17 protein-coding genes are annotated in these 19,351 nt (G+C 53.3%); 8 read left to right on the top strand and 9 right to left on the bottom strand.

All coding sequences use genetic code 11. From position 1 onward, the window contains the following. Positions 1–122 precede the first annotated feature (122 nt). The gene (locus Pla22_RS00580) at positions 123–1,103 is read right to left on the bottom strand and encodes a ThuA domain-containing protein (protein ID WP_146512860.1); all 981 of its coding nucleotides are present in this window, start codon (positions 1,101–1,103) and stop codon (positions 123–125) included. 199 nt (positions 1,104–1,302) lie between these two features. Here Pla22_RS00580 and Pla22_RS00585 point away from each other — a divergent pair, with 199 nt between their 5' ends. Beyond that, positions 1,303–2,841 carry a sulfatase family protein gene (locus tag Pla22_RS00585; protein WP_146512861.1) on the top strand — a complete coding sequence of 513 codons (1,539 nt, stop codon included), beginning with the start codon at positions 1,303–1,305 and terminating at the stop codon, positions 2,839–2,841. A 157-nt stretch (positions 2,842–2,998) separates the two neighbouring features. Here the strand turns inward: Pla22_RS00585 and xylB are convergent, their stop codons facing one another. Next, positions 2,999–4,525 (bottom strand): xylulokinase, encoded by a 1,527-nt coding sequence (gene xylB / locus Pla22_RS00590; protein WP_146512862.1) that lies wholly within the window; start codon positions 4,523–4,525, stop codon positions 2,999–3,001. Positions 4,526–4,766: 241 nt separating this feature from the next. Between xylB and Pla22_RS00595 the strand changes: the two genes are divergently transcribed. Beyond that, positions 4,767–6,188: an extracellular solute-binding protein gene (locus Pla22_RS00595; RefSeq protein ID WP_146512863.1), complete on the top strand. Its 1,422-nt coding sequence runs from the start codon at positions 4,767–4,769 to the stop codon at positions 6,186–6,188. Positions 6,189–6,344: 156 nt separating this feature from the next. On the opposite strand, the gene Pla22_RS00600 is transcribed toward Pla22_RS00595, so the two are convergent. The 7 genes from Pla22_RS00600 to Pla22_RS00630 form a co-directional block, all read right to left on the bottom strand. Continuing rightward, positions 6,345–6,953 carry a bL17 family ribosomal protein gene (locus Pla22_RS00600; RefSeq protein ID WP_146512864.1) on the bottom strand — a complete coding sequence of 203 codons (609 nt, stop codon included), beginning with the start codon at positions 6,951–6,953 and terminating at the stop codon, positions 6,345–6,347. A 95-nt stretch (positions 6,954–7,048) separates the two neighbouring features. Then, the gene (locus Pla22_RS00605; protein WP_146512865.1) at positions 7,049–8,044 is read right to left on the bottom strand and encodes a DNA-directed RNA polymerase subunit alpha; all 996 of its coding nucleotides are present in this window, start codon (positions 8,042–8,044) and stop codon (positions 7,049–7,051) included. A 169-nt stretch (positions 8,045–8,213) separates the two neighbouring features. Next, the gene (gene rpsK / locus Pla22_RS00610) at positions 8,214–8,597 is read right to left on the bottom strand and encodes a 30S ribosomal protein S11 (RefSeq protein WP_146512866.1); all 384 of its coding nucleotides are present in this window, start codon (positions 8,595–8,597) and stop codon (positions 8,214–8,216) included. A gap of 96 nt (positions 8,598–8,693) precedes the next feature. Beyond that, positions 8,694–9,065, bottom strand: coding sequence for a 30S ribosomal protein S13 (rpsM, locus tag Pla22_RS00615; protein WP_146515141.1), 372 nt, complete (start codon positions 9,063–9,065; stop codon positions 8,694–8,696). A gap of 332 nt (positions 9,066–9,397) precedes the next feature. Then, entirely contained in the window at positions 9,398–9,892 is a 495-nt protein-coding gene (locus Pla22_RS00620) for a dihydrofolate reductase (RefSeq protein ID WP_261343131.1), read from the bottom strand. Between the two features lie 38 nt (positions 9,893–9,930). After that, entirely contained in the window at positions 9,931–10,728 is a 798-nt protein-coding gene (locus Pla22_RS00625) for a thymidylate synthase (RefSeq protein WP_146512867.1), read from the bottom strand. Positions 10,729–10,731: 3 nt separating this feature from the next. Then, positions 10,732–11,427, bottom strand: coding sequence for a class I SAM-dependent methyltransferase (locus tag Pla22_RS00630; protein WP_242631711.1), 696 nt, complete (start codon positions 11,425–11,427; stop codon positions 10,732–10,734). Positions 11,428–11,906: 479 nt separating this feature from the next. Here Pla22_RS00630 and Pla22_RS00635 point away from each other — a divergent pair, with 479 nt between their 5' ends. The 6 genes from Pla22_RS00635 (at position 11,907) to Pla22_RS00660 (ending at position 19,329) form a co-directional block, all read left to right on the top strand. Then, positions 11,907–13,661, top strand: a complete 1,755-nt coding sequence (locus tag Pla22_RS00635) for a GumC family protein (RefSeq protein WP_146512868.1) — start codon at positions 11,907–11,909, stop codon at positions 13,659–13,661. A 221-nt stretch (positions 13,662–13,882) separates the two neighbouring features. Beyond that, the gene (locus tag Pla22_RS00640; protein ID WP_242631712.1) at positions 13,883–15,040 is read left to right on the top strand and encodes a sugar transferase; all 1,158 of its coding nucleotides are present in this window, start codon (positions 13,883–13,885) and stop codon (positions 15,038–15,040) included. 3 nt (positions 15,041–15,043) lie between these two features. Then, positions 15,044–16,285 (top strand): glycosyltransferase family 4 protein, encoded by a 1,242-nt coding sequence (locus Pla22_RS00645; protein WP_242631713.1) that lies wholly within the window; start codon positions 15,044–15,046, stop codon positions 16,283–16,285. Continuing rightward, entirely contained in the window at positions 16,282–17,343 is a 1,062-nt protein-coding gene (locus Pla22_RS00650) for a polysaccharide deacetylase family protein (protein WP_242631714.1), read from the top strand. The genes Pla22_RS00645 and Pla22_RS00650 overlap by 4 nt, the downstream gene beginning before the upstream one ends. A gap of 44 nt (positions 17,344–17,387) precedes the next feature. Next, positions 17,388–18,197, top strand: coding sequence for a WecB/TagA/CpsF family glycosyltransferase (locus tag Pla22_RS00655; RefSeq protein ID WP_146512869.1), 810 nt, complete (start codon positions 17,388–17,390; stop codon positions 18,195–18,197). 82 nt (positions 18,198–18,279) lie between these two features. Next, entirely contained in the window at positions 18,280–19,329 is a 1,050-nt protein-coding gene (locus tag Pla22_RS00660; protein ID WP_207310278.1) for a DUF3500 domain-containing protein, read from the top strand. The last annotated feature ends 22 nt before the right edge of the window (positions 19,330–19,351 follow it).

Genomic DNA, 19,351 nt, shown 5'->3' on the forward strand with positions numbered 1-19,351 from the left:
AAAGGCTAGATGAGCTGGAGGTTCGGCGACCAGAACTCATAAGCCTAACGCGTTGAGAAGCCTCCCAAAAGGAACAAAACAACGCGACGGGTTTTTACAACACAATCAATTCAAAAACTGAATCAATTAGCGACCGCTGTCTCAAACTTGCGAACCTTCACGTCGGTGCTGGTTGGGAAATCCTCTGGTGTGTCGGTGAGCGTGACCTTTCCGGTCGCTGCCCACTCGGTGCCACGCACCAACGTGGTGATGAATCCAACACACTCCATCGACCCATCATTGTCACCCATAGGAGTATGAAAGATTCGGCCTTGTTTGTAGTCGATCGTCATCAACATGGGCTCGTGACGGCCCGTTCCCTTCATTTGAGGATCGGCGTAGGCGGTTGCCAAGATCGACATGTTATTGGCTGGTCCGCGAAGCTGCTGATAGAGTTCATCCTTGGCATGCATCCACGCGCGAGGCAAACCCTTGGTGATCGGGTGGTCCGGATCGCGAATAACAATTTGGTATTCGTGTTGCGGACCGTGCGACCCACCGCTTCCCGCCGACTCGTCACGGACGATCTTGCCGTCCTCGTCGTAGTAGACATAGGGGCCTGACTTCTCATTGCGTCCATCCCAGCCACCGAGACCGATCATCTTATTGAACTCTTCCCATTGGCCAAACGAATTGTCCGCGGCATGAACAATGACCATTCCGCCACCACCGGCAACATACTCTTCCAGCGCGTCCTGAGTTTCTTGGGGCCACGGAGCTGCTTTCCATCCAAAATTGCTCAGCACGACGTCGTAGTTTGCGAATTCAGGCTTAAAATCAGGATCGGATTTTGGCTCTGGTAGATCTTGGTATTCCTTGCCGTCTTCCAACGGAAACTCTTTCAATAAATCTCCGCCTTTCCACGTGAATTGAGTTCTCGCAATATCAACGGTAAACCGGCCACTGTCTTCAAGAAACGACTTCATCATCATGGTTGTTTTGGGCCAACGCACGTGATTGTTTTGACCGTCAATGATCAGCACCCTCAGCTTGTCTTGCGCGAACGTTTGCGCTGAAATTGAAAAGGCGGTTACCGCAAACAGAAAACAGGCAAGAAATCGCATGGATACGTTTTTACTTTAGAGAATGAGGAAAGAAGCCAATCGGAATTGTACCCCACCTCGTTCGCTCATACGAATACCGGGCCGACTCGAACTAGCGAAAATTGGCCAAGCTCGATGACAAAGCTGCACAGCCAATCACGGCTGAGTTACGATAGCGGTTTGCTCCCAACCCGATCTGCCGATCCTTCCGAGTCGCTCCATGAAACGCCCGTTCTGGCTTTGCGCTACCCTCCTTGTTCTGTTCTTTTCCATCGCCGGTGAATTTCATCCACTTTCGGCAGCCGAACGCAATGTGCTTTTTATCATCACGGATGACGAAAGCCCGACACTAGGATGTTACGGAGACAAAGCTGCCGTGACGCCGGCGATAGATGCAGTAGCCGCCGATGGATTGATTTTCCGAAACGCCTTTGCCACCACCGCGTCGTGTAGTGCTTCTCGAAGCGTTGTGATGAGTGGATTGCACAATCACCGAAACGGTCAATTTGGGCACGAACATCACTACCACAAATTTGCATCGTTCCATGATGTTGCAAGACTAGCCCTGCCACGAGTGATGGAGCGTGCAGGCTACCGAACGGGCCGAATAGGAAAGTACCACGTCGCTCCGGAATCGGTCTATCACTACGAAACGGTACTCAATGCCAATTCAAGAAGCCCGGTAGAAATGGCCGAGACCAGCCGAGCGTTTTTGACTGAAACCGACGACGATCGACCGTTCTTCTTTTACTTTGCCACATCGGATCCCCATCGCGGTGGTGGGATCGACAAGACTTCTAAGTCTGAACTAAAGCCTGATTTGTTTGGTAACAAACCCAACCGCAAATCGTACCCCGAGATTGAAGAGGTGTTCTTCAATCCCGAGGACGTGATTGTGCCTGCGTTCTTACCGGACACCCCCGAGACAAGAGAAGAGCTTGCGCAGTACTACCAATCGTGTGCGCGCGTGGACCAGGGTGTTGCTCGCTTGATCAAGATTCTCAAGGACGCTGAACTTTTTGACAAAACGATGATCGTATTCACCGCTGATCACGGAATGGCGTTCGCCGGTGGTAAGACAACGGTTTACGAAGGTGGGCTACGAGTTCCGATGGTGGTTCGGGATCCCTATCAATTCCAACGAGGTGTTGAATCCGATGCTTTGATCAGTCACATCGATATCACGCCTACCTTGCTTGATTTCGCAGGTGGCCTAGATACCGAAGCGAACGCCCCTAAGAACCCATTGAACGTCAAGAAATTCTGGAACGAACGTGACGAGGCCGTTGCCGAAAACCGCAATGGCGGCATGCCGTTTGACCAATACCACGGCAAGTCGTGGATGCACTGCTTGGCAAATCCTGATGACGATCATCACGAACAAATTTTCGCGTCTCACACGTTTCACGAGATCCAAATGTACTACCCGATGCGAGTGATTCGGGATGCCAAGTACAAGTTAATCTGGAACATCGCGCACCCTCTTCCTTACCCGTTTGCTTCGGATCTATGGTCGGCTAGTAGCTGGCAAGCTCAACTCGCCAAGGGTCAGGACGCTCCTTACGGCAACAAAACCGTCGGCGAATACGTTCACCGACCCGAGTTCGAACTTTTTGACATTGCCCGTGACCCCGATGAGACGACCAATCTTGCGACGAGCCCCGGGCATCAAGACATTCTGGAGCTCTACCAAGCGAAGCTCAAGAAAATGCAGCAGGACTACGATGATCCGTGGGTGATGAAATGGGACTATGAATAGGCAACGAAGATCGAATGCTTACAGCGTGCACATTCCAAGACCTCTGGAATCAAGCACGCGTTATCTATCGCGGTGCTAGCTAGCCCGACCCTCGCTTGAGTTAGCGATACCGAACCAGCGAGCCTGACCTACCGAGCCTGACCTACCGAGTCTTATCCTACCGACCCTGAATATCAGCGAGCTTGTTCATCGAATCCTTCAGACTTGCATACAGGTCGCGATAAATGGGGAAAAGCTCGTCATATCGTTTTACTGCCGAACGGTCGGGTTTCGTTTCATCAGCCACTTTGATCGTAGCTTTGCAGGCTGCCTCGACGTTGCGATAGGCACCATCACCTACGGCCGCAAGCAGAGCCACGCCGAACGCGGGACCTTGCTCGACCTCCAACGTGGTGATTTTCTTCCCAAATACATCGGCTTGCATTTGTCGCCACATTGGATTCTTGCTTCCGCCACCTGAAGCTCGCACCTGCTTAACCGGCACGTCAAGCGATTCGATGATTGCTAAACTGTCCCGAAGCGCGAAAGTGATTCCTTCCATCACACATCGAGTCAGATGCCCGCGAGTATGCGTTGTGTTGAGTCCCACAAAACTACCTCGTGCGTTCGGGTCAGCGTGCGGTGTACGTTCGCCATTGAGGTATGGCAAGAACAGTAAACCGTTGCTTCCTGCGGCAACCTTTTCGGCTTCCCGAGTCGCCGCCTCGTAACGAGACTTTTCGGGAATCCCAGCTAGACCTTGAACAACCGAATCAACCCACCATTGCAAGGCACCGCCACTAGTGAGGTTCACACCCATCATGTGCCACTTGCCGTTCACTGCATGGCAGAACGTATGAAGCCGACCTGCTGCATCGTATTGAGGCTCGTCGCTGTGAACGAACATGACTCCGCTGGTACCGATCGAGGTACTGAGCACGCCGGATTTGACGACGCCATTTCCGACCGCTCCAGCGGCGCAATCGCCGGCACCCCCGACGACCTTGCAATCGGTAGTCAATCCAAGCTGTTTCGCAGCTTGGCTAGTGAGCGTGCCGGTGACTTCATCGCTTTCAACCACTCGAGGCAGCAAGGCGGCATCGAGTTCGATTTTGCTGAGCAGTTTGGTAGACCACTTTCGCTTTACCACATCAAGCAAGAGCGTGCCGCTGGCATCGCTAACTTCGGTAACGTAATCGCCCGTTAGGCGACGCCTGATCTCGTCCTTGGGAAGCAACACTTTCGCGAGACGATCGAAGTTGCGTTTTTCGTTGTCTCGCAACCAAAGAATCTTGGGAGCTTGAAAGCCCGTCAAGGCTGGGTTGGCAACCAACTTGATCAACGCGTTCCGACCTCCGGCTTTAGCCGTGATCTCTTCACACTGAGCCGCAGTGCGTTGGTCGTTCCAAAGCAGAGCAGGGCGGATCACGTTATCGTCCTTGTCCAGGAAAACCGACCCATGCATTTGCCCGCTCAATCCGATCGCTTTGACAGCCTCCGGCTTAACCTTGCTGGCCTTCATCACTTCGCGAACCGTCGACACAGTCGCTTTCCACCAGTGTTCCGGATCTTGCTGAGTCCAACCTGGCTTGGGTTGTTCAAGCGGATACTCGGCATTCGCTTCTGCAATCACCTTGCCGCTAACGTCAATCAAAAGCGTTTTGGTGCCGCTGGTCCCAATGTCGATGCCGAGGTAGTAACTCATAAGAATAGATTAATCTTGCGTGGCGATGGGGAAGTAAAACGAAACGTGAAGGCCTAGTTAAGACTCACACTTGAACGACTGATTCTAAGCGATTCAAAACAGCGAATTCGCATCGCGAGAACTGGCAGACACTATAGTGCGTATTACCGTTGCACTGTAGCGATGAGCACTCAATCTCGTCGCAAAACTTTGCCGTCGCGAATCTACTCGACCTTTCAATTCGAACCCGCAGTGACTTCCCGTGTTATCGAATCTTCACCAGAAGCCCCCTGTTGCGAAAGACAACGACCAAGCCGCGTTCCCGCCAGGAAACATCCCCAGACTTAATCGCCGAAACTGGCTGACGGTTACCGCAGCAGCTTCCTGCGGGCTGATGGTAGGCTGCCCTCAACCAACCACGCCCGAGCAGTCCGAAACTAAAATCCCGCCGACTAGCTCTACGGTGCCGTTACGGATTTTGATGGTGGCAGATGATTCAACCGCCGACGTCATCCGGCGCGGCTGGGCGGCGGTGTCCGAACAACCCTTGACCATCGAAGTGATGGGAAAGGGCAGTCGGTTAGACTCGTTTGACGTAGACCAGCTACTTGAAGCGGCAAAGAAAAGCGACATCTTGTGGGTTCCGCATTTCGCCATCCCGGATTTGGTGGCTGCCGGCGGGGTTGATTCATTCAAAGACGATTCCACACTCGATGCAGTCAATGCAATGCTGCCTGCTATTCGAAATGGCCTCACCCAGTACGCTGGCGAAGTCCATTGCATCCCACTGGGTCCCACCCTTCCGGTTGTGATGTCAGTCGATTCAGTCGCCAGTATTCAATCTTGGCAGGGCTACGACAAAGCAGTGACAGAAACCTGGAAGGGTAAAGCTGCCGAGCCTACTTCCGAAGGCTGGGCTGGCATGATGTTCCTATGGCGTTGTGGAAACATAGTCGATCGTTGGTTGTTCGACCAAAACAACTTCGACCCACTCATCACCGGTGATGACTACGTGGCCGTGCTGGAACAAATGAAACAGACCCATGACCGGTACGAAATAAAAGACCTAAGCCCATCCGAAATCACAGCGATGGTTGCTGGTGGTGAACTTCGCGGCGGGATTAGTTATCCGATTGACAGTCAGTCGAGTAATTCATCGGCGCTTGACGTAACCGCACTGCCACGGCGCGTGGACGATAAAATTACCGACGATGTAGAGGAAGCGCTAAGAGCGACAAGTTCAAGCGAGCACTTTAGCGTGCTGTTCGATGCGATGACGCCCGTTTTAGCAATTTCGGCAAGTTGCCGACAAACAGCCTCGTCCAAGACTTTCATTAGCTGGATCACAGGCGGCGAGAGCAGTGGTAACTCGCGACGTGAGTTGCCCGCCGTGTTCCCTAACACGCCAAGAATCGCCTCGTCGGAATCATCCGATGGTTTTGAATACGCGGCAACCCGAGATCGGATACTGGCTCAGCCTTTGACGCTGCCAGGACTAACAGTGCTCAACGCACCAAGCTACTACCAAGCGATCGACCATGCGGTTCGAGCGTGTTTGTATCAAGACCAACCCGCTAAGAATGCACTCGCCGAAGCCGCTTCGACGTGGTCCAAGCTGACCGATGAAATCGGGATGCAGCAGCAGCTCAAAGCTTGGCGAAGGTCGCGTGGACTGCGAGCGTAAGAGGTAACTTGGCTGGTGAAGCTTAACGGGCACTAAGATCACCTGCCAATTCGCTGCGTGATGTTCTCATGTGACAGAACCGATGTCGCGACGAAACAAAAAAAGCCACCCATCGGACCATGGGTGGCTTTTTCAATTGTCTGTAGAAAGCGAAACCTAGGCTTCTGCTTCAGCCGCAGGCTCTTCGCTCTTTGTGGCTGGGGCGTCATCGAACGATGGCTTTTCGGCCTTGCGCTTCACTCGATCATTCTTACCAACCAGTTCAAGGATCGCTCGTGGACCATTGTCACCAAGTCGTGGCATCGCCAACTTCAACACGCGAGTGTATCCGCCTGGTCGATCCGCAAAGCGTTCAGCGATGGTATCGAAAAGAATCTTGGCTGCTTCCTTGTCACCAATGAGCTGAATGACACGGCGTCGAGCGGCGACGACGGGTGCACGAGCGGCGGACCACTTTTGCCAATCATCGCTCTTACGCCACTGCTTGTAAGCATCGCTGCCACGGTCGGCTTTGGTCTCGTACTTGCGAGCCTCTTCCACGTTTGGCAATGTCTTCTTGGCAATCGTAATGCACTTCTCGACCAAAGGACGGACTTCCTTCGCCTTATGAAGCGTGGTCGTGATTCGACCGGGTGCTTTAGGCGCATTGTCGTCGTAAGTGGCATCACGCTCGGTCAAAAACAGAGCGCTGGCAAGGTTCTTAAGCATAGCCTTGCGGTGGCTTGGGCTGCGGCCGAGGGTCCGGCCTCGTCGTCGGTGACGCATGACGTTATCAGGGGGCTATAAAGTTGTTACTGAAAATTCGATCAACAGTCTGATCGAAGTTAAGGAACCGACGTTCAAATACGTCGGTTGCCAAATTAAAACATTGGCTGGTTAGGAACTCTCATTCCGAGGTGCAAGCCGTACTGGCTAAGCTTTTCCCGGACTTCATTGAGCGTCGTGTCGCCGAAGTTGCGAACTTCCAAGAGCGAATCTTCGGTGCGTTGCACCAAGTCACGCACAGTTTGAATGTTCTCACTTTCGAGACAGTTATTTGCACGCACCGACAATCGCATGTCAGCGAGCGTCATGTTCAACTTCGCCTCAAGCTGTGCCTCAGGCGAACCGGCACCGCCACGTGCGGCCGAGAAAATGCTCGGTCCAAGCTCGCGGTATTGCACGAAAGGATTGAGGTGCTTGCGAAGGATCTTCGCTGCTTCGACAAGTGAAAGCTCGGGGCTGACGCTACCGTCGGTCCAGATCTCTAAATTCAATCGGTCGTAGTTCGTCTTCTGACCAACTCGAGTCTCTTCAACTTCGTATCGAACTCGAGTGATAGGACTGAACACGGCGTCGATTGGAATGATTCCGATTTCGTGATCAACGGTGCTGTGCTCGGTGCTTGGCACATAACCGCGACCGTTCTCGACGACCATTTCGACCATGAAATCCACATCGGCGGTCAGCGTTGCAATGACGTGATCTTTGTTGATGACTTCAACATCAGAATCGGTTTGCACGTCGGCTCCGGTGATGACACCGGCCTTGTTGCTTTCGATCGTGATCACGCGAGTCGCTTCGCTGTGATTGCGCACAACAAGGCTCTTCACGTTCAAAACGATCTGCGTAACGTCTTCTACGACACCCGGGATCGAGGTGAATTCATGCTGAGCACCGCGAATCTTGATCTGCGTGACGGCACTTCCCATCAGGCTGCTCAAGAGCACGCGACGAAGACTATTACCAACGCTTGCACCAAAGCCGCGCTCGAAAGGTTCAGCGGTGAACTTACCGTAGCTGGATGTCAGGGTATCACGATCAACTTCCAAATTGCTTGGAAGTTCCATGCCTCGCCAACGAATGTGCATCGTCATAAAACCTCAGTTCTGGGAACAGATGTTGTAGGATTATTGGTAGGGGGTGCAAATGAAGCGGGAAGGTCACTTGCGAAAATCGGCAACGTCGGTGCGGGCCGCAGTTGCCGTTTGAGTTTCATCACTGCCACCCAACGAGAAATCGATGAGTGAGCAAACCATCGGCCGATTAGACGCGACGCTTTTTACGAGGGCGGCATCCGTTGTGAGGAATCGGGGTTACTTCCTCGATCAACTTCACATTCAAACCAGCGGCCTGCAACGAAGTGATAGCACTCTCGCGGCCCGAACCTGGGCCCTTAACCTTCACTTCAACATCACGCATGCCGAATTTCTGAGCCTTTTCAGCAGCTTGCTGTGCAGCACACTGACCGGCGAAAGGGGTGCTCTTACGACTACCCTTGAACCCGCTCGTTCCAGCACTGGCCCAGCAAAGCGTATCGCCCTTGGGATCAGTGATGGTCACGGTCGTGTTATTGAACGTTGCGTGAATGTGAGCAACGCCGCTGGAGACGTTGCGACGGACGCGTTTCTTTTTGTTGGTCTTTGCCACGGCAAAGTTCTCTGCAAATTCGTTGGATAGTGATTGTGTGTGAGGTCCAGAAACTCGCGGTGACGGCACCACGAGTTGCCAATTGAGGTCTTCGAACTAGCGAAGATCCTTCACGCCCTTCTTGCCGGCAACGGTTTTACGCGGGCCTTTACGGGTACGTGAGTTTGTCTTGGTGCGTTGTCCGCGAACGGGCAAGCCAACACGGTGACGCATTCCACGGTACGACTTGATTTCTCGCAGTCGTGAAATGTTCTGTGCGACTTGGCGACGCAACGGGCCTTCGACCGTGTAGTCACGCTCGAGCAATGCAGCGATACGACCGAGTTCGTCTTCGTTGACGTCGGAAGCAGGTCGCTTTGGGTCAATGCCCAACTTCTCACATACTTCACGAGCGGACGGTAGTCCGAGCCCATAAAGATAAGTTAGTGAGTATTGGATCTGTTTGTCGTTTGGGATATCGACGCCCATCAAACGGGGCATAACCAGACTCCGAGTTCAAACGGTGGAATGAAGTGTGTACAGGTAGACAATCAGTGTCAAAATCATTTCGGGAGGGAATCGTCAGAGAGAAAGCACTCGCAAAACCATGTGTTTTTCGAGACTTTACCGACGATCCATTGCCGCAGTTGGATCAGCACCCCGACAAAGTGAGGCCTGGTTTTCAACCAAAATCTTGTCCAAACGCTCGCTTCTAGTCACAAAGCTCTGGGCAAGAATCCCGGAATATACCGCTCGGCCCCCTTTTTGCTCAAGTGGTAACGACCAAGGAATTGGAATGAATTCTCAGAAGAATGTCCCGATCAGTGCCGAACACTCTTTTTTCGTCGAAGTTTCACGAATTCCGTTGGCACATCGTCTCTGTCCGACGCCGGAATTCGGGTCTGCTCGACGATATCAAAGCCACTGAGGTCAAGATCCAAATGGGTATCGCCCTGCACCTGCGAAAGCACTCGCGTCAGGAATACCTTTTCACATGAAGGCATCAACTGCCGGTAAATCTCGGCTCCACCCACCACATACGCTCCGTTCTTGGCTGATCCGGCCAGTTCCGCGGCAACCTCCAGGGCTTCTTCGGGACTTTTAGCACGATGCACCCCGTCAGCGGACCACTCGTCCTGGCGAGTGATGACGACCGTTTGCCGACCTGGGAGCGGACGACCAATTGAGTCATACGTTTTCCGCCCCATGATCAAAACGCCACCGAGGGTCAATTTCTTGAATCGCCGCAGATCACTGCTCAAACGCCACGGCATATCACCGTTTAGCCCGATCACCCCAGCCGGAGTCATGGCCACGATTGCAGTCAAAGCCCCCACTGAAGACACCTTGTCACTCACACCGCCACCGGAGCTTTAATTGCAGGGTGGGGGTCGTAATCAACCAGCGTAAAATCATCGAACTGAAACTGGTCAATCGACTCGGGTGACGAACGTATCTGGATCTGAGGCAATGGACGCGGATGACGCGAAAGCTGCTCTTTGGCTTGGTCGAAATGATTGCGGTATAGATGCAGGTCGCCCAAGGTATGAACGAACTCCCCTGGCTTGAGTCCCGTTACCTTGGCCATCATCATCGTCAGCAACGCGTAGCTGGCGATGTTAAAGGGAACGCCAAGGAACATATCTGCACTGCGTTGATAGAGCTGACAGGAAAGCCGATCCCCCGCCACGTAAAACTGAAATAGCAGATGGCAAGGTGGCAGCGCCATATCAGGCACATCGGCAACATTCCACGCCGATACGATTAACCGGCGCGATTGCGGATTCTTGCGAATTTCGTCCTGCACCCACGCGATCTGGTCAATCGTTTGGCCAGCCTTGTGTGACTGCCAAGATCGCCATTGCCGGCCATAGACAGGCCCAAGCTCACCATCTTCGTCGGCCCACTCGTCCCAAATCGAAACTCCGTTCTCTTTAAGCCACTTGATGTTGGTGTCTCCTCGAAGAAACCACAACAACTCGTAAATGATCGACCGAACGTGCAGCTTCTTCGTCGTCAGCAAAGGAAATCCTTCGCTAAGGTCAAACCGCATTTGCCGGCCAAACAGACCTCGCGTGCCCACACCAGTGCGGTCGTCGCGATCAAGTCCGTGGTGAAGTACTTCGTCCAATAATTGCAGATAGGTCCGCATTGCCTACTCCGGTCGTTTCCAATCAATCGTCCAATGCCGATCCGACGTCATTTGAACGCAGTGAACCTCCACGCCAAGCCCCCTGATGATTTCCTCGGTTTCTTGAAGCGATAACGACGCGAGCAATGATTGACGAAGCAACTGCTGAGCGTATTCGGATTCGCCTTCGCCGTGCAAACCAACCAACCGTTCAATTTCTTCATGCGTTGAAGGCCGAACCAGATCGCGAATAAACATACGCCCACCCGGAGCGGTAACTCTCACCAGTTCAGCAATTGCCTGGGCTGGTTCGGAACAATGGTGCACGAGCGTGTTTGAAACGACGGTGTCAGCAAACCCATCGTCATAGATGTCAAAGGCGGTTACGTCCCCGAACTGAAGCGTGATTCGATCGGCCAAACCCGCAATCTCAATTTCCATCTTTGCGATTTCGAGCATTTCGACTTCGTTGTCGATCGCCATGATCTGCCAGGGTGCGGCCGCATATCCGTACTCCGATTCGGAAAGACGTTTGCCAATGCGGATGGGGATGTCAGCCGGACCACATCCAATGTCCATCACCCGTGGTCCAACCTTTCCATTTTTAAACAAGTCGTCCACGAACTGCTGGTTCACCAACGAATGGTCCATTTCGTGGTACGCCGCAGCATCAGCACGAGCATCAATGGGTGCGGGCTCTGGAATTCGATGCAGGTTCACAAACAATTTCCTCGATAGCAGGTCAAAACGAAAGGATGAGCAAGGGCGCAAGATGCAGTAGAACCGGTTGGATTCTGGATGACACCCTACCCCTGCGGCGCCTCGAGAATCAGGGGTAATCTTACGAACAAACCTTCAGGGTGGCCTCCGATCAAGGTCAGTGGACAGTTAGTGACTGCAGGCTTGCATCGCATCACCGTGATTCCTAATACCGTCCATTCCCCCGCTAAGACGCCTCTCAGGGCCACCGTAGTGCATAATCAGAAAATTCCTCCTAATCCCACCAATTTGCCGCTCGTCCAGACTACAACTTACTGACAAAATGGTCTGCGATTGAGGCGGAGCAATGCGAATTCCTGACACGCTGATTACTTTGGAAGCTCTCCATAGCAATCGGGCGACTAAACGGTTCTTGCACAGCCTAGGCGGTTTAGGTCGTGCTCCCGTCGCTGAACATTTCATCCAGAACGAGTTAAGTCATGGATCGCAACGACCAATCTAGCCAACCGCGACCTTCGCGTGAAAATCGAACGGGAGATTCGAGATCATCTGAATCTTGGGCCACCCTTACCCCGGCCGATCTGATTCGATCAGTATCTCGACGCTTGCCGAGCGTGCTTGTCACGACGTTATTGGTTGCCATCGCGGTCGCAGCGATCTTAGTTGCTTGGCCCAATCAATATTCCAGCGATGGAATGTTCTACGTTCGCCTTGGACGGGGTGCCGTTTCGATCGATCCGACGACCGAGCCTACCCGTTCGGTTTCTTTGCAGGAGAGTCGCACGTCGGAAGTGATGTCGATCTCGCAGATGCTCAACAGCCGCGAGATTGCCGACCGGGTCGTACGTACCGTTGGTGCACGAGCCATCAATCACCCTCGCAATTGGGTCGAACGCCTGACTCGAATCGCAAACGAATCGTCGGCCGATGTGGAAGAGAACGACGAACGCATTAAGTACGAACATCAAATTGCTCACGAAGAGGCCGTCAAGAAGGTACTGAAGTCCGTCTCAATCAACGTTCCTAAAGACAGCTACACAGTCTCGGTGACGGCAAAGGGCAGCGATCCTCTTTTGGCCCAACAAATCGTTCAAGCGTTCATGGACGAATACGGCGCCTACCATGTTGAAGCCCACCGTTCCAACGGCTCACTCGATTTCTTCGAAAAGCAAACCAAGGCTAGCCAGAGCGCCGCGTTGAATGCCAGAAAGGCTCTGCAGGAAGCTCGTGGTCAAATGGGCTGGCTCAGTTCGGAGTCGTCCGAAAAGGCACTCGGCGAACGAATCATCGAATTGGAATTGGCGCTCGACCAAGCTGAAAGCAGCTACGCCGAGTCGCAAAGCCGCACCGCCGCATTGAAACAACAGCTCGCTCAAGTTCAAGAATGGGTGCCGATGGAAGTTAGCCGTGTTGCAAACGAGGCTGCGTTTGGAATGCGAACCTATCTGTACGAAGCCCAGATGGAAGATGGCGAAAAGCTGTCCAAGGTAACTTCCAACCACCCTCGCTATAAAATTCTGCAACAGAAGATCAACCAAGGAAACCAAATCGTCGACGCCGCTGGCGACGAGCGAGAGCAAACGACCGAAGCACTCAACCCGATTCGAATCAAGCTTGAATCAGAATTCCAAACCGCGTTCGCCGAAAACGCTGGACTGAAAAGCCGACTGGAATCACTGCAGGCGAGCATGGAACAAGCTAAGGCTGACCTGCGGCGTCTCAACGAAGATGCCATCAAGTTGGCAGAACTCAGCTGGACGGCCGACATCGCCGAAGAAAACTTCTTAGCTCACGCCAAAAGCTTGGAATCATCTCGCGTGACCCATGAATTGGACAAGCAAGAGATGTCCGACGTATCGGTGATCCAAAACGCTTCGCTTAACCTCAAGAAGGTTGGACCACCTCGCTTAGCACTTGGCGTTGTCGGCATGATGCTTGGGTTCTGCATTGGCGTGCTTCAGGCTCTCATCCGCGACAACCCGATTGCCACCAGAGACGCCCAAGAGGTTTCCACCGCACCGGAACAACGAGCTCGTCATTACGGCGAGGACGACAATGACTATTTCGTCACTCCACCTAAGAGAACGAACCGCGATGCACTCACTAGTGCTGAACGAGAATTTGCCCAAGCTGATCAAGCGAGGCACGATTTGACCGTGCATTCCTCGAGTAAGCCTGGACCAGTTGTTAAAGGCGAAAAGAAACAAGACGAGTGGGTGTCTATGCCAAGGTAGAAATCAGTGATTGTTGATGGCCAATGCAAGTTCACCAGGGTGAACACGCTTTGGTCGCAGGAATAATTGATGACTGCCGACGCACCCGATAGATGTGTTGACCAATTCATTTGCAGCTTTGTATTACACCATTGACCCTCAAGATGATGGTCCATTCATTACAGTATCCGTTCCGTCGCAAAGGGTTTTGTGCGGAGAGGGTGAAAAAGGTTTAACGAGACGTGCTAGGAGCATTGATCACCGATTGGGCTGAGCGATTACCTCGGCTCAGCTACCGCGACCCGTTGCTGTTAACAGCAACGCAGTTCAATCGCGAAGTCGCAAGAGAGCGAATTCGAGCGACTCGTCGTTCGTTCCCGTTTTGCGTCATCATGTTGGAACTTGACGGAACTCAGCACCGTAAACGTCGCAGTCGCATGTTGGTTCGAATGCTGCATCGCAACCTGCGCATGACCGACCAAAAAGGGTTTATCGGCAAGGACCGCTATGGAATCCTACTAGTTGATACACCGGAGATGGGTGGACGATCCGTAATGGATCGATTGACCCAGTTGGCTCACAAGCACGGCCTGCAAATCACAATGAAGCTTAAGGTCCATGACCCGGATGGCTTCAGTCCTGATGAAGACCAGGACTCGCCTGGCGATGGCATGAGCAGTTTCGACGAAGATCTCGTCGCCTCGGGACGCCGGCGTGGCGATGACCAAAACTCGCGATGGTTACCCGTTGCGGGTGAAGTGGAAGTTACGACGGAAGATCCGATCGTGGGTCGACCGGCAATTCGAATGGCCGCTAAACGGACGCTCGACATTGTCGGCGCCAGTGTCGGCTTGATCCTTACCGGTCCCGTGGTGCTGGCGGCTATGTACGCGATTCGTCGCCAGGACGGTGGGTCGCCGATATTCACGCAAACCCGAGAAGGACTTCGCGGAAAGCCGTTCACGATCTTCAAGTTGCGCACGATGGTGATCAACGCGGAAGCCTCACAGGCGGAACTGCGTTCGCAAAGCCACCGTGATGGACCGGCATTCAAGATTTCACACGACCCGCGAGTCACCAAAGTTGGGCAGTTTCTTCGCAAGACTTGTATCGACGAACTTCCACAGCTTTGGAATGTCTTGATTGGTGATATGTCATTGGTAGGTCCTCGTCCACTTCCGTGGCACGAAAGCCGCGCCTGCGTGCCATGGCACCGACGCCGGTTAGACGTGCGTCCAGGAATGACTTGCTATTGGCAGGTGGAAAAGGACAAGGTCGAAACGTTCGACGATTGGATGCGATTGGACCTGCGTTACCTCGAGCAAGTTAGCATATTGGAAGACTTACGCTTGATTGCCAAGACGGTCGTGGTTCCCATGACCGGTCGCGGGAGCGAGTAAAACGTGACGTTGACTGAGCAGCAGCACTTGCGATCGACTCAACACGAGTCGCATGCAATCATTGATGCACGCGTTGTCTTTTTGACGCACTACATCCCGCTGTACCAAGTTCGGGTATTGCAGTCGATTGCTAGGCGTGTGCGTGATTTTCAAATCCTGCTTAGCACCCCCATAGAACCTAACCGTGATTTTCAACCGGACTGGTCCGGTCTAAACGTGACGGTTCAAAACTCTTGGACGTTTCGCCGACGATGGCGACATCGGACCGCTGGTTTCGACGATCAGCTCTACGTCCACTTCCCGTACGACACGATGTCACGCCTACGGGAATTGAAACCAGATGTAGTGATGTCTCTTGAATTAGGTGCCCGATCCGCGGGGGCGGCGATGTATTGCCGCCGACACCCCGAATCGAAACTTGTCTTATGCACCTACATGAGCCAACGAACCGAACAGGGACGCGGACTCCTGCGCCGCCAACTTCGCAAACAACTGCTCAAGTCGGCTGACGCGGTCACGTACAACGGTCCATCGTGCAGGGAATACTTGAGTGAATTCGGTGTTCCAAGCAAGCGCCTCTTTCATCTGCCTTACGCGGCAGACGACCGAACAATTTATGACGGACCTGTGGAACGCGACGAAGAAAGCTCTCGCTATCGACTACTCGTCGTCGGCCAACTGAACGAGCGCAAAGGCGTTTGCCGACTACTAACCCAACTCGAAGATTATTGCCGAAGGCGTTCACACCGACAGATCGAAGTTATTTTCGCGGGTGACGGACCATTAAGAGGCAAGCTTGAATCTTTCGCTGCTGGCGATGGTCATGATCTTCCTAACCTCAAGGTCAAAGTACTTGGCAACGTGCCCGCCAACGATCTAGCAGTCTGGATGCTTAGATGTGGCGCCATGATTGCACCGACGCTTGCTGACGAATGGATGCTAGTTGTCAATGAAGCCCTGCATGCAGGAGTCCCCGTCATTGGCAGTATTCACTCCCAAGCCGTGACGACGCTGATTCAATCGGGAAAGAACGGCTGGACTTATGATCCGATGCAAGACGGATCACTAGCATTGGCATTGGAGAGTTACTTCAGCGAATCTGATGACGCGATCGCATGCATGCGATACACGTGTCGCCAATCGGTTGATCAGCGAACACCAGACTGGGCCGCTTCGGGTGGGATCAGGGCGATACAAAGCGTATTGCATCACCAAAAGTCACCCCAAACCGAGACGCAAGCGTGAACAATGCGTCCCCTACCGCGAAGTCTCAATCTCGATCGGTTGCAAGTCTATCAATGGACTTGGACAACAAGTGGGCCTACCTGCGAGCCGCGGGAAATCCAGATTGGCAAACACGCCCGGGTTACCTTCCGATCGTCATCGATCGGATTGTTGAGATGCTCGGGGAACTCAACTTACCGCTCACCGTGTTCACGGTGGGACGCGACCTAGTAGAAGACGAGGACTGCGTTGCCATCAAATCGTTTGATCGCATGCCTCGCTGGGAACCAGCCAATCATTCGCTCAATCATTTGCCATGGATGCATACCATGGAATCATCGGAAATCGCTGACGAGATCGAGGTCACCGATGCTCGGATTCGTGAAGTCACGGGACGTCGACCGCTTGGGTTTCGCGGTCCAGGCTTTAGTTGCCCGGACGAAGTCTTGAGTGTTCTTTCTCGAAATGATTACGTTTACGACGCCTCGATTTTCCCGACCTCGATTGCGCCGATCGCTCGCGCGGTGTTTCTGATGAAAACCGATCTGCAGGGTGCAGAAAAGGAAAGAGCCAAGAAGCTTTACGGCGGGTTCGATTCACTTCGCCATCCCAACCATCCGTTCGAACGAAACATTGCCGGTCATAGCTTGTGGGAAATGCCGGTAACCGTGATGCCGTTTACTCGCACTCCAATTCACTTCAGCTACTTTACCTTTTTAGCCAGCTTTTCGACGTTGGCAGCAAAGTCTTATTTTCGCACGGCGCTTTGGCTATGCAAAGTCACCGGCACGGCACCGTCGCTACTGTTGCATCCTCCCGACTTCATGGGTCGCGAAGACGACAGCGACTTGGCTTACTTCCCTGGCATGAAAATGCAGCGCCGAGACAAGTTGGCGATTGTTCGTTGGGCACTGGAACTTTATTCAACACAGTTTGATGTCCGTTGCATGATCGATGCGCTACGCACATTTGACCCGGCGGTTGACCCCGATGCCGCACAACTTGGCCACTCTCGTGCCACCGGAAACAACATCGCAACTTCAACGGGCCAACTCGCCCAGTCACCTTCCTTCCAATGAAGTACCTGAGCCAGTAATGTCCTGGCCAAATTAAGTGAAATATCATGTTAGATCTTGGCAAACGAAATGTCTTAGGCATCGGCGTCAATGCGATCGATTACGAAGCAGCCGTCGCCAAAGTGATCGAAGCAGGCCGCTCGCGATCTCCGATGGCCGTGACCGCGCTCGCCGTTCACGGTGTTATGACTGGCGTTAGTGACAAAGCGCATAAGTATCGCCTTAACCAGTTCGACCTTGTTTGCCCTGATGGCCAGCCCGTCCGATGGGCTCTCAACCGATTGCATGGTTGCGATTTGAATGATCGAGTTTATGGCCCCGAACTGACGTTGCGGCTGTGTGAAGCGGCCGCCAAAGAGGACGATGTTCCGGTGTATTTATTTGGTGCCACCGAAGAAATGCTCGACCAGTTTGCTGAACGTCTTTGTGAGAAGTTCCCTGGATTGAAGATAGCGGGTCGCAAGGCGTCGCGGTTCCGCACGCTCAACGAGCAAGAACGCGATGAACTGGCTGCCGAGATTAACGCCAGTGGCGCCGGCATGTGTTTCGTTGGACTGGGCTGCCCGCGACAGGAGGTCTTCGCTTATGAGATGCGAGATCGTGTTCGAATGCCCTTGATTGCCGTCGGTGCCGCATTCGCATTCCATGCTGGCATGCTTGAGCAAGCCCCAGCTTGGATGCAAAGAAACGGCTTGGAATGGTTCTTTCGGCTCACTCGCGAACCTGGTCGTTTGTGGAAGCGTTACTCGACCACCAACCCTGCCTTTGCGTCCCTCGCAATCTTGCAGAAATTGAAGCTCTACGCGGCCCGCACAGATTCTGGCGTGCCACCAACCGAAGAAGTCAGGTTTGGCTAGACGTTTTTAGGTATGCTGGGATAAGATTTGCGATTCAGGCCTGACGCCTGCCCCGCCTATAACCCTTAGCCCACCGACCAAGATGCCTACCTCATTCCGTTATTTGCTGCCCGCTGGATTAGCTCTCGCCTGCCTCGTTGCTGTTGCCATGAAGGTCAGCGACCCACCGGCGGTGCAAATGCAGACGTTTGCGGAAAACTTCTTAGCTTCGCTAGATGAGACTCAATCCGCCAAAGCGACGATGCCCTACGATTCACCTAAGCGAGTCGGCTGGCACTTCATCCCGATGAAGGACCGCAAGGGCCTCACCCTTGGCGAGATGGATGATGCTCAACGCACCGCTGCACTTCGACTCGTTCGAGCCGCACTTAGCGAAGCCGGCTACGACAAAACCAACAAGATCATGACACTCGAGCGCACGCTGCGTATCCTCGAAGGTGAAGGACGCACATGGCCACGCGATCACAACCTCTACTATGTCACCGTGTTTGGTACCCCATCAAACCAGGGCGTTTGGGGTCTCAGCTTCGAAGGTCACCACCTTTCGCTCAACTTCGTATGTCGCGACGGCAATATCGTTGACAGTACACCGCAGTTCTTCGCAACGAATCCTGCGATCATCATGAATGATGTGGTCGCGCCGGAAGGTGAAACGGTGCTCGGTAAAGGAACACGTGTCTTACGTGACGAAGAAGAGTATGCGTTCAAGATTGTGCAATCGCTGACTGAATCTCAATTGGCAACTGCCGTCATCGACGAAACAGCACCTCAAGAGATTCGGTTTGCCGGTGAAGCGCAACCGAGCGTCGGCGATCCAGAAGGCATCCCGTTTGACCAACTCGATAAAGACCAGCAGAAAACCTTGAAGGATTTGATCGAAGTCTATGTTGGCGCAGTTGCCGATAGCGCCGCAGATGACCGCCGCAAGATCATCGAAAGCGATGGTTGGAACAACGTGCATTTCGCATGGGCCGGGGCAAAGAAGCCAGGCATTGGTCACTACTACCGAGTTCGCGGTAAGAGCTTCTTGATTGAGTTCATCAACACGCAGCCCGATGCAATGGGTAATCCAGCCAATCACATTCACTGCGTCTATCGTGACCTAACCGGTGACTTCGACTTAGCTCTTTAGGCTTTGAGTGTGACAGATCTTA

The organism is Rubripirellula amarantea, from assembly GCF_007859865.1.
In the GTDB taxonomy this organism is placed as follows: domain Bacteria; phylum Planctomycetota; class Planctomycetia; order Pirellulales; family Pirellulaceae; genus Rubripirellula; species Rubripirellula amarantea.

What these genes read in the sequence shown, in the direction of transcription:
- Pla22_RS00600 (WP_146512864.1), bottom strand. Translation starts at nt 6,953, where the DNA reads ATGCGTCACCGACGACGAGGCCGGACCCTCGGCCGCAGCCCAAGCCAC.
- Pla22_RS00580 (WP_146512860.1), bottom strand. Translation starts at nt 1,103, where the DNA reads ATGCGATTTCTTGCCTGTTTTCTGTTTGCGGTAACCGCCTTTTCAATT.
- Pla22_RS00625 (WP_146512867.1), bottom strand. Translation starts at nt 10,728, where the DNA reads ATGCGGACCTATCTGCAATTATTGGACGAAGTACTTCACCACGGACTT.
- Pla22_RS00655 (WP_146512869.1), top strand. Translation starts at nt 17,388, where the DNA reads ATGTTAGATCTTGGCAAACGAAATGTCTTAGGCATCGGCGTCAATGCG.
- xylB (WP_146512862.1), bottom strand. Translation starts at nt 4,525, where the DNA reads ATGAGTTACTACCTCGGCATCGACATTGGGACCAGCGGCACCAAAACG.
- Pla22_RS00635 (WP_146512868.1), top strand. Translation starts at nt 11,907, where the DNA reads ATGGATCGCAACGACCAATCTAGCCAACCGCGACCTTCGCGTGAAAAT.
- rpsM (WP_146515141.1), bottom strand. Translation starts at nt 9,065, where the DNA reads ATGGGCGTCGATATCCCAAACGACAAACAGATCCAATACTCACTAACT.
- Pla22_RS00605 (WP_146512865.1), bottom strand. Translation starts at nt 8,044, where the DNA reads ATGACGATGCACATTCGTTGGCGAGGCATGGAACTTCCAAGCAATTTG.
- Pla22_RS00660 (WP_207310278.1), top strand. Translation starts at nt 18,280, where the DNA reads ATGCCTACCTCATTCCGTTATTTGCTGCCCGCTGGATTAGCTCTCGCC.
- Pla22_RS00585 (WP_146512861.1), top strand. Translation starts at nt 1,303, where the DNA reads ATGAAACGCCCGTTCTGGCTTTGCGCTACCCTCCTTGTTCTGTTCTTT.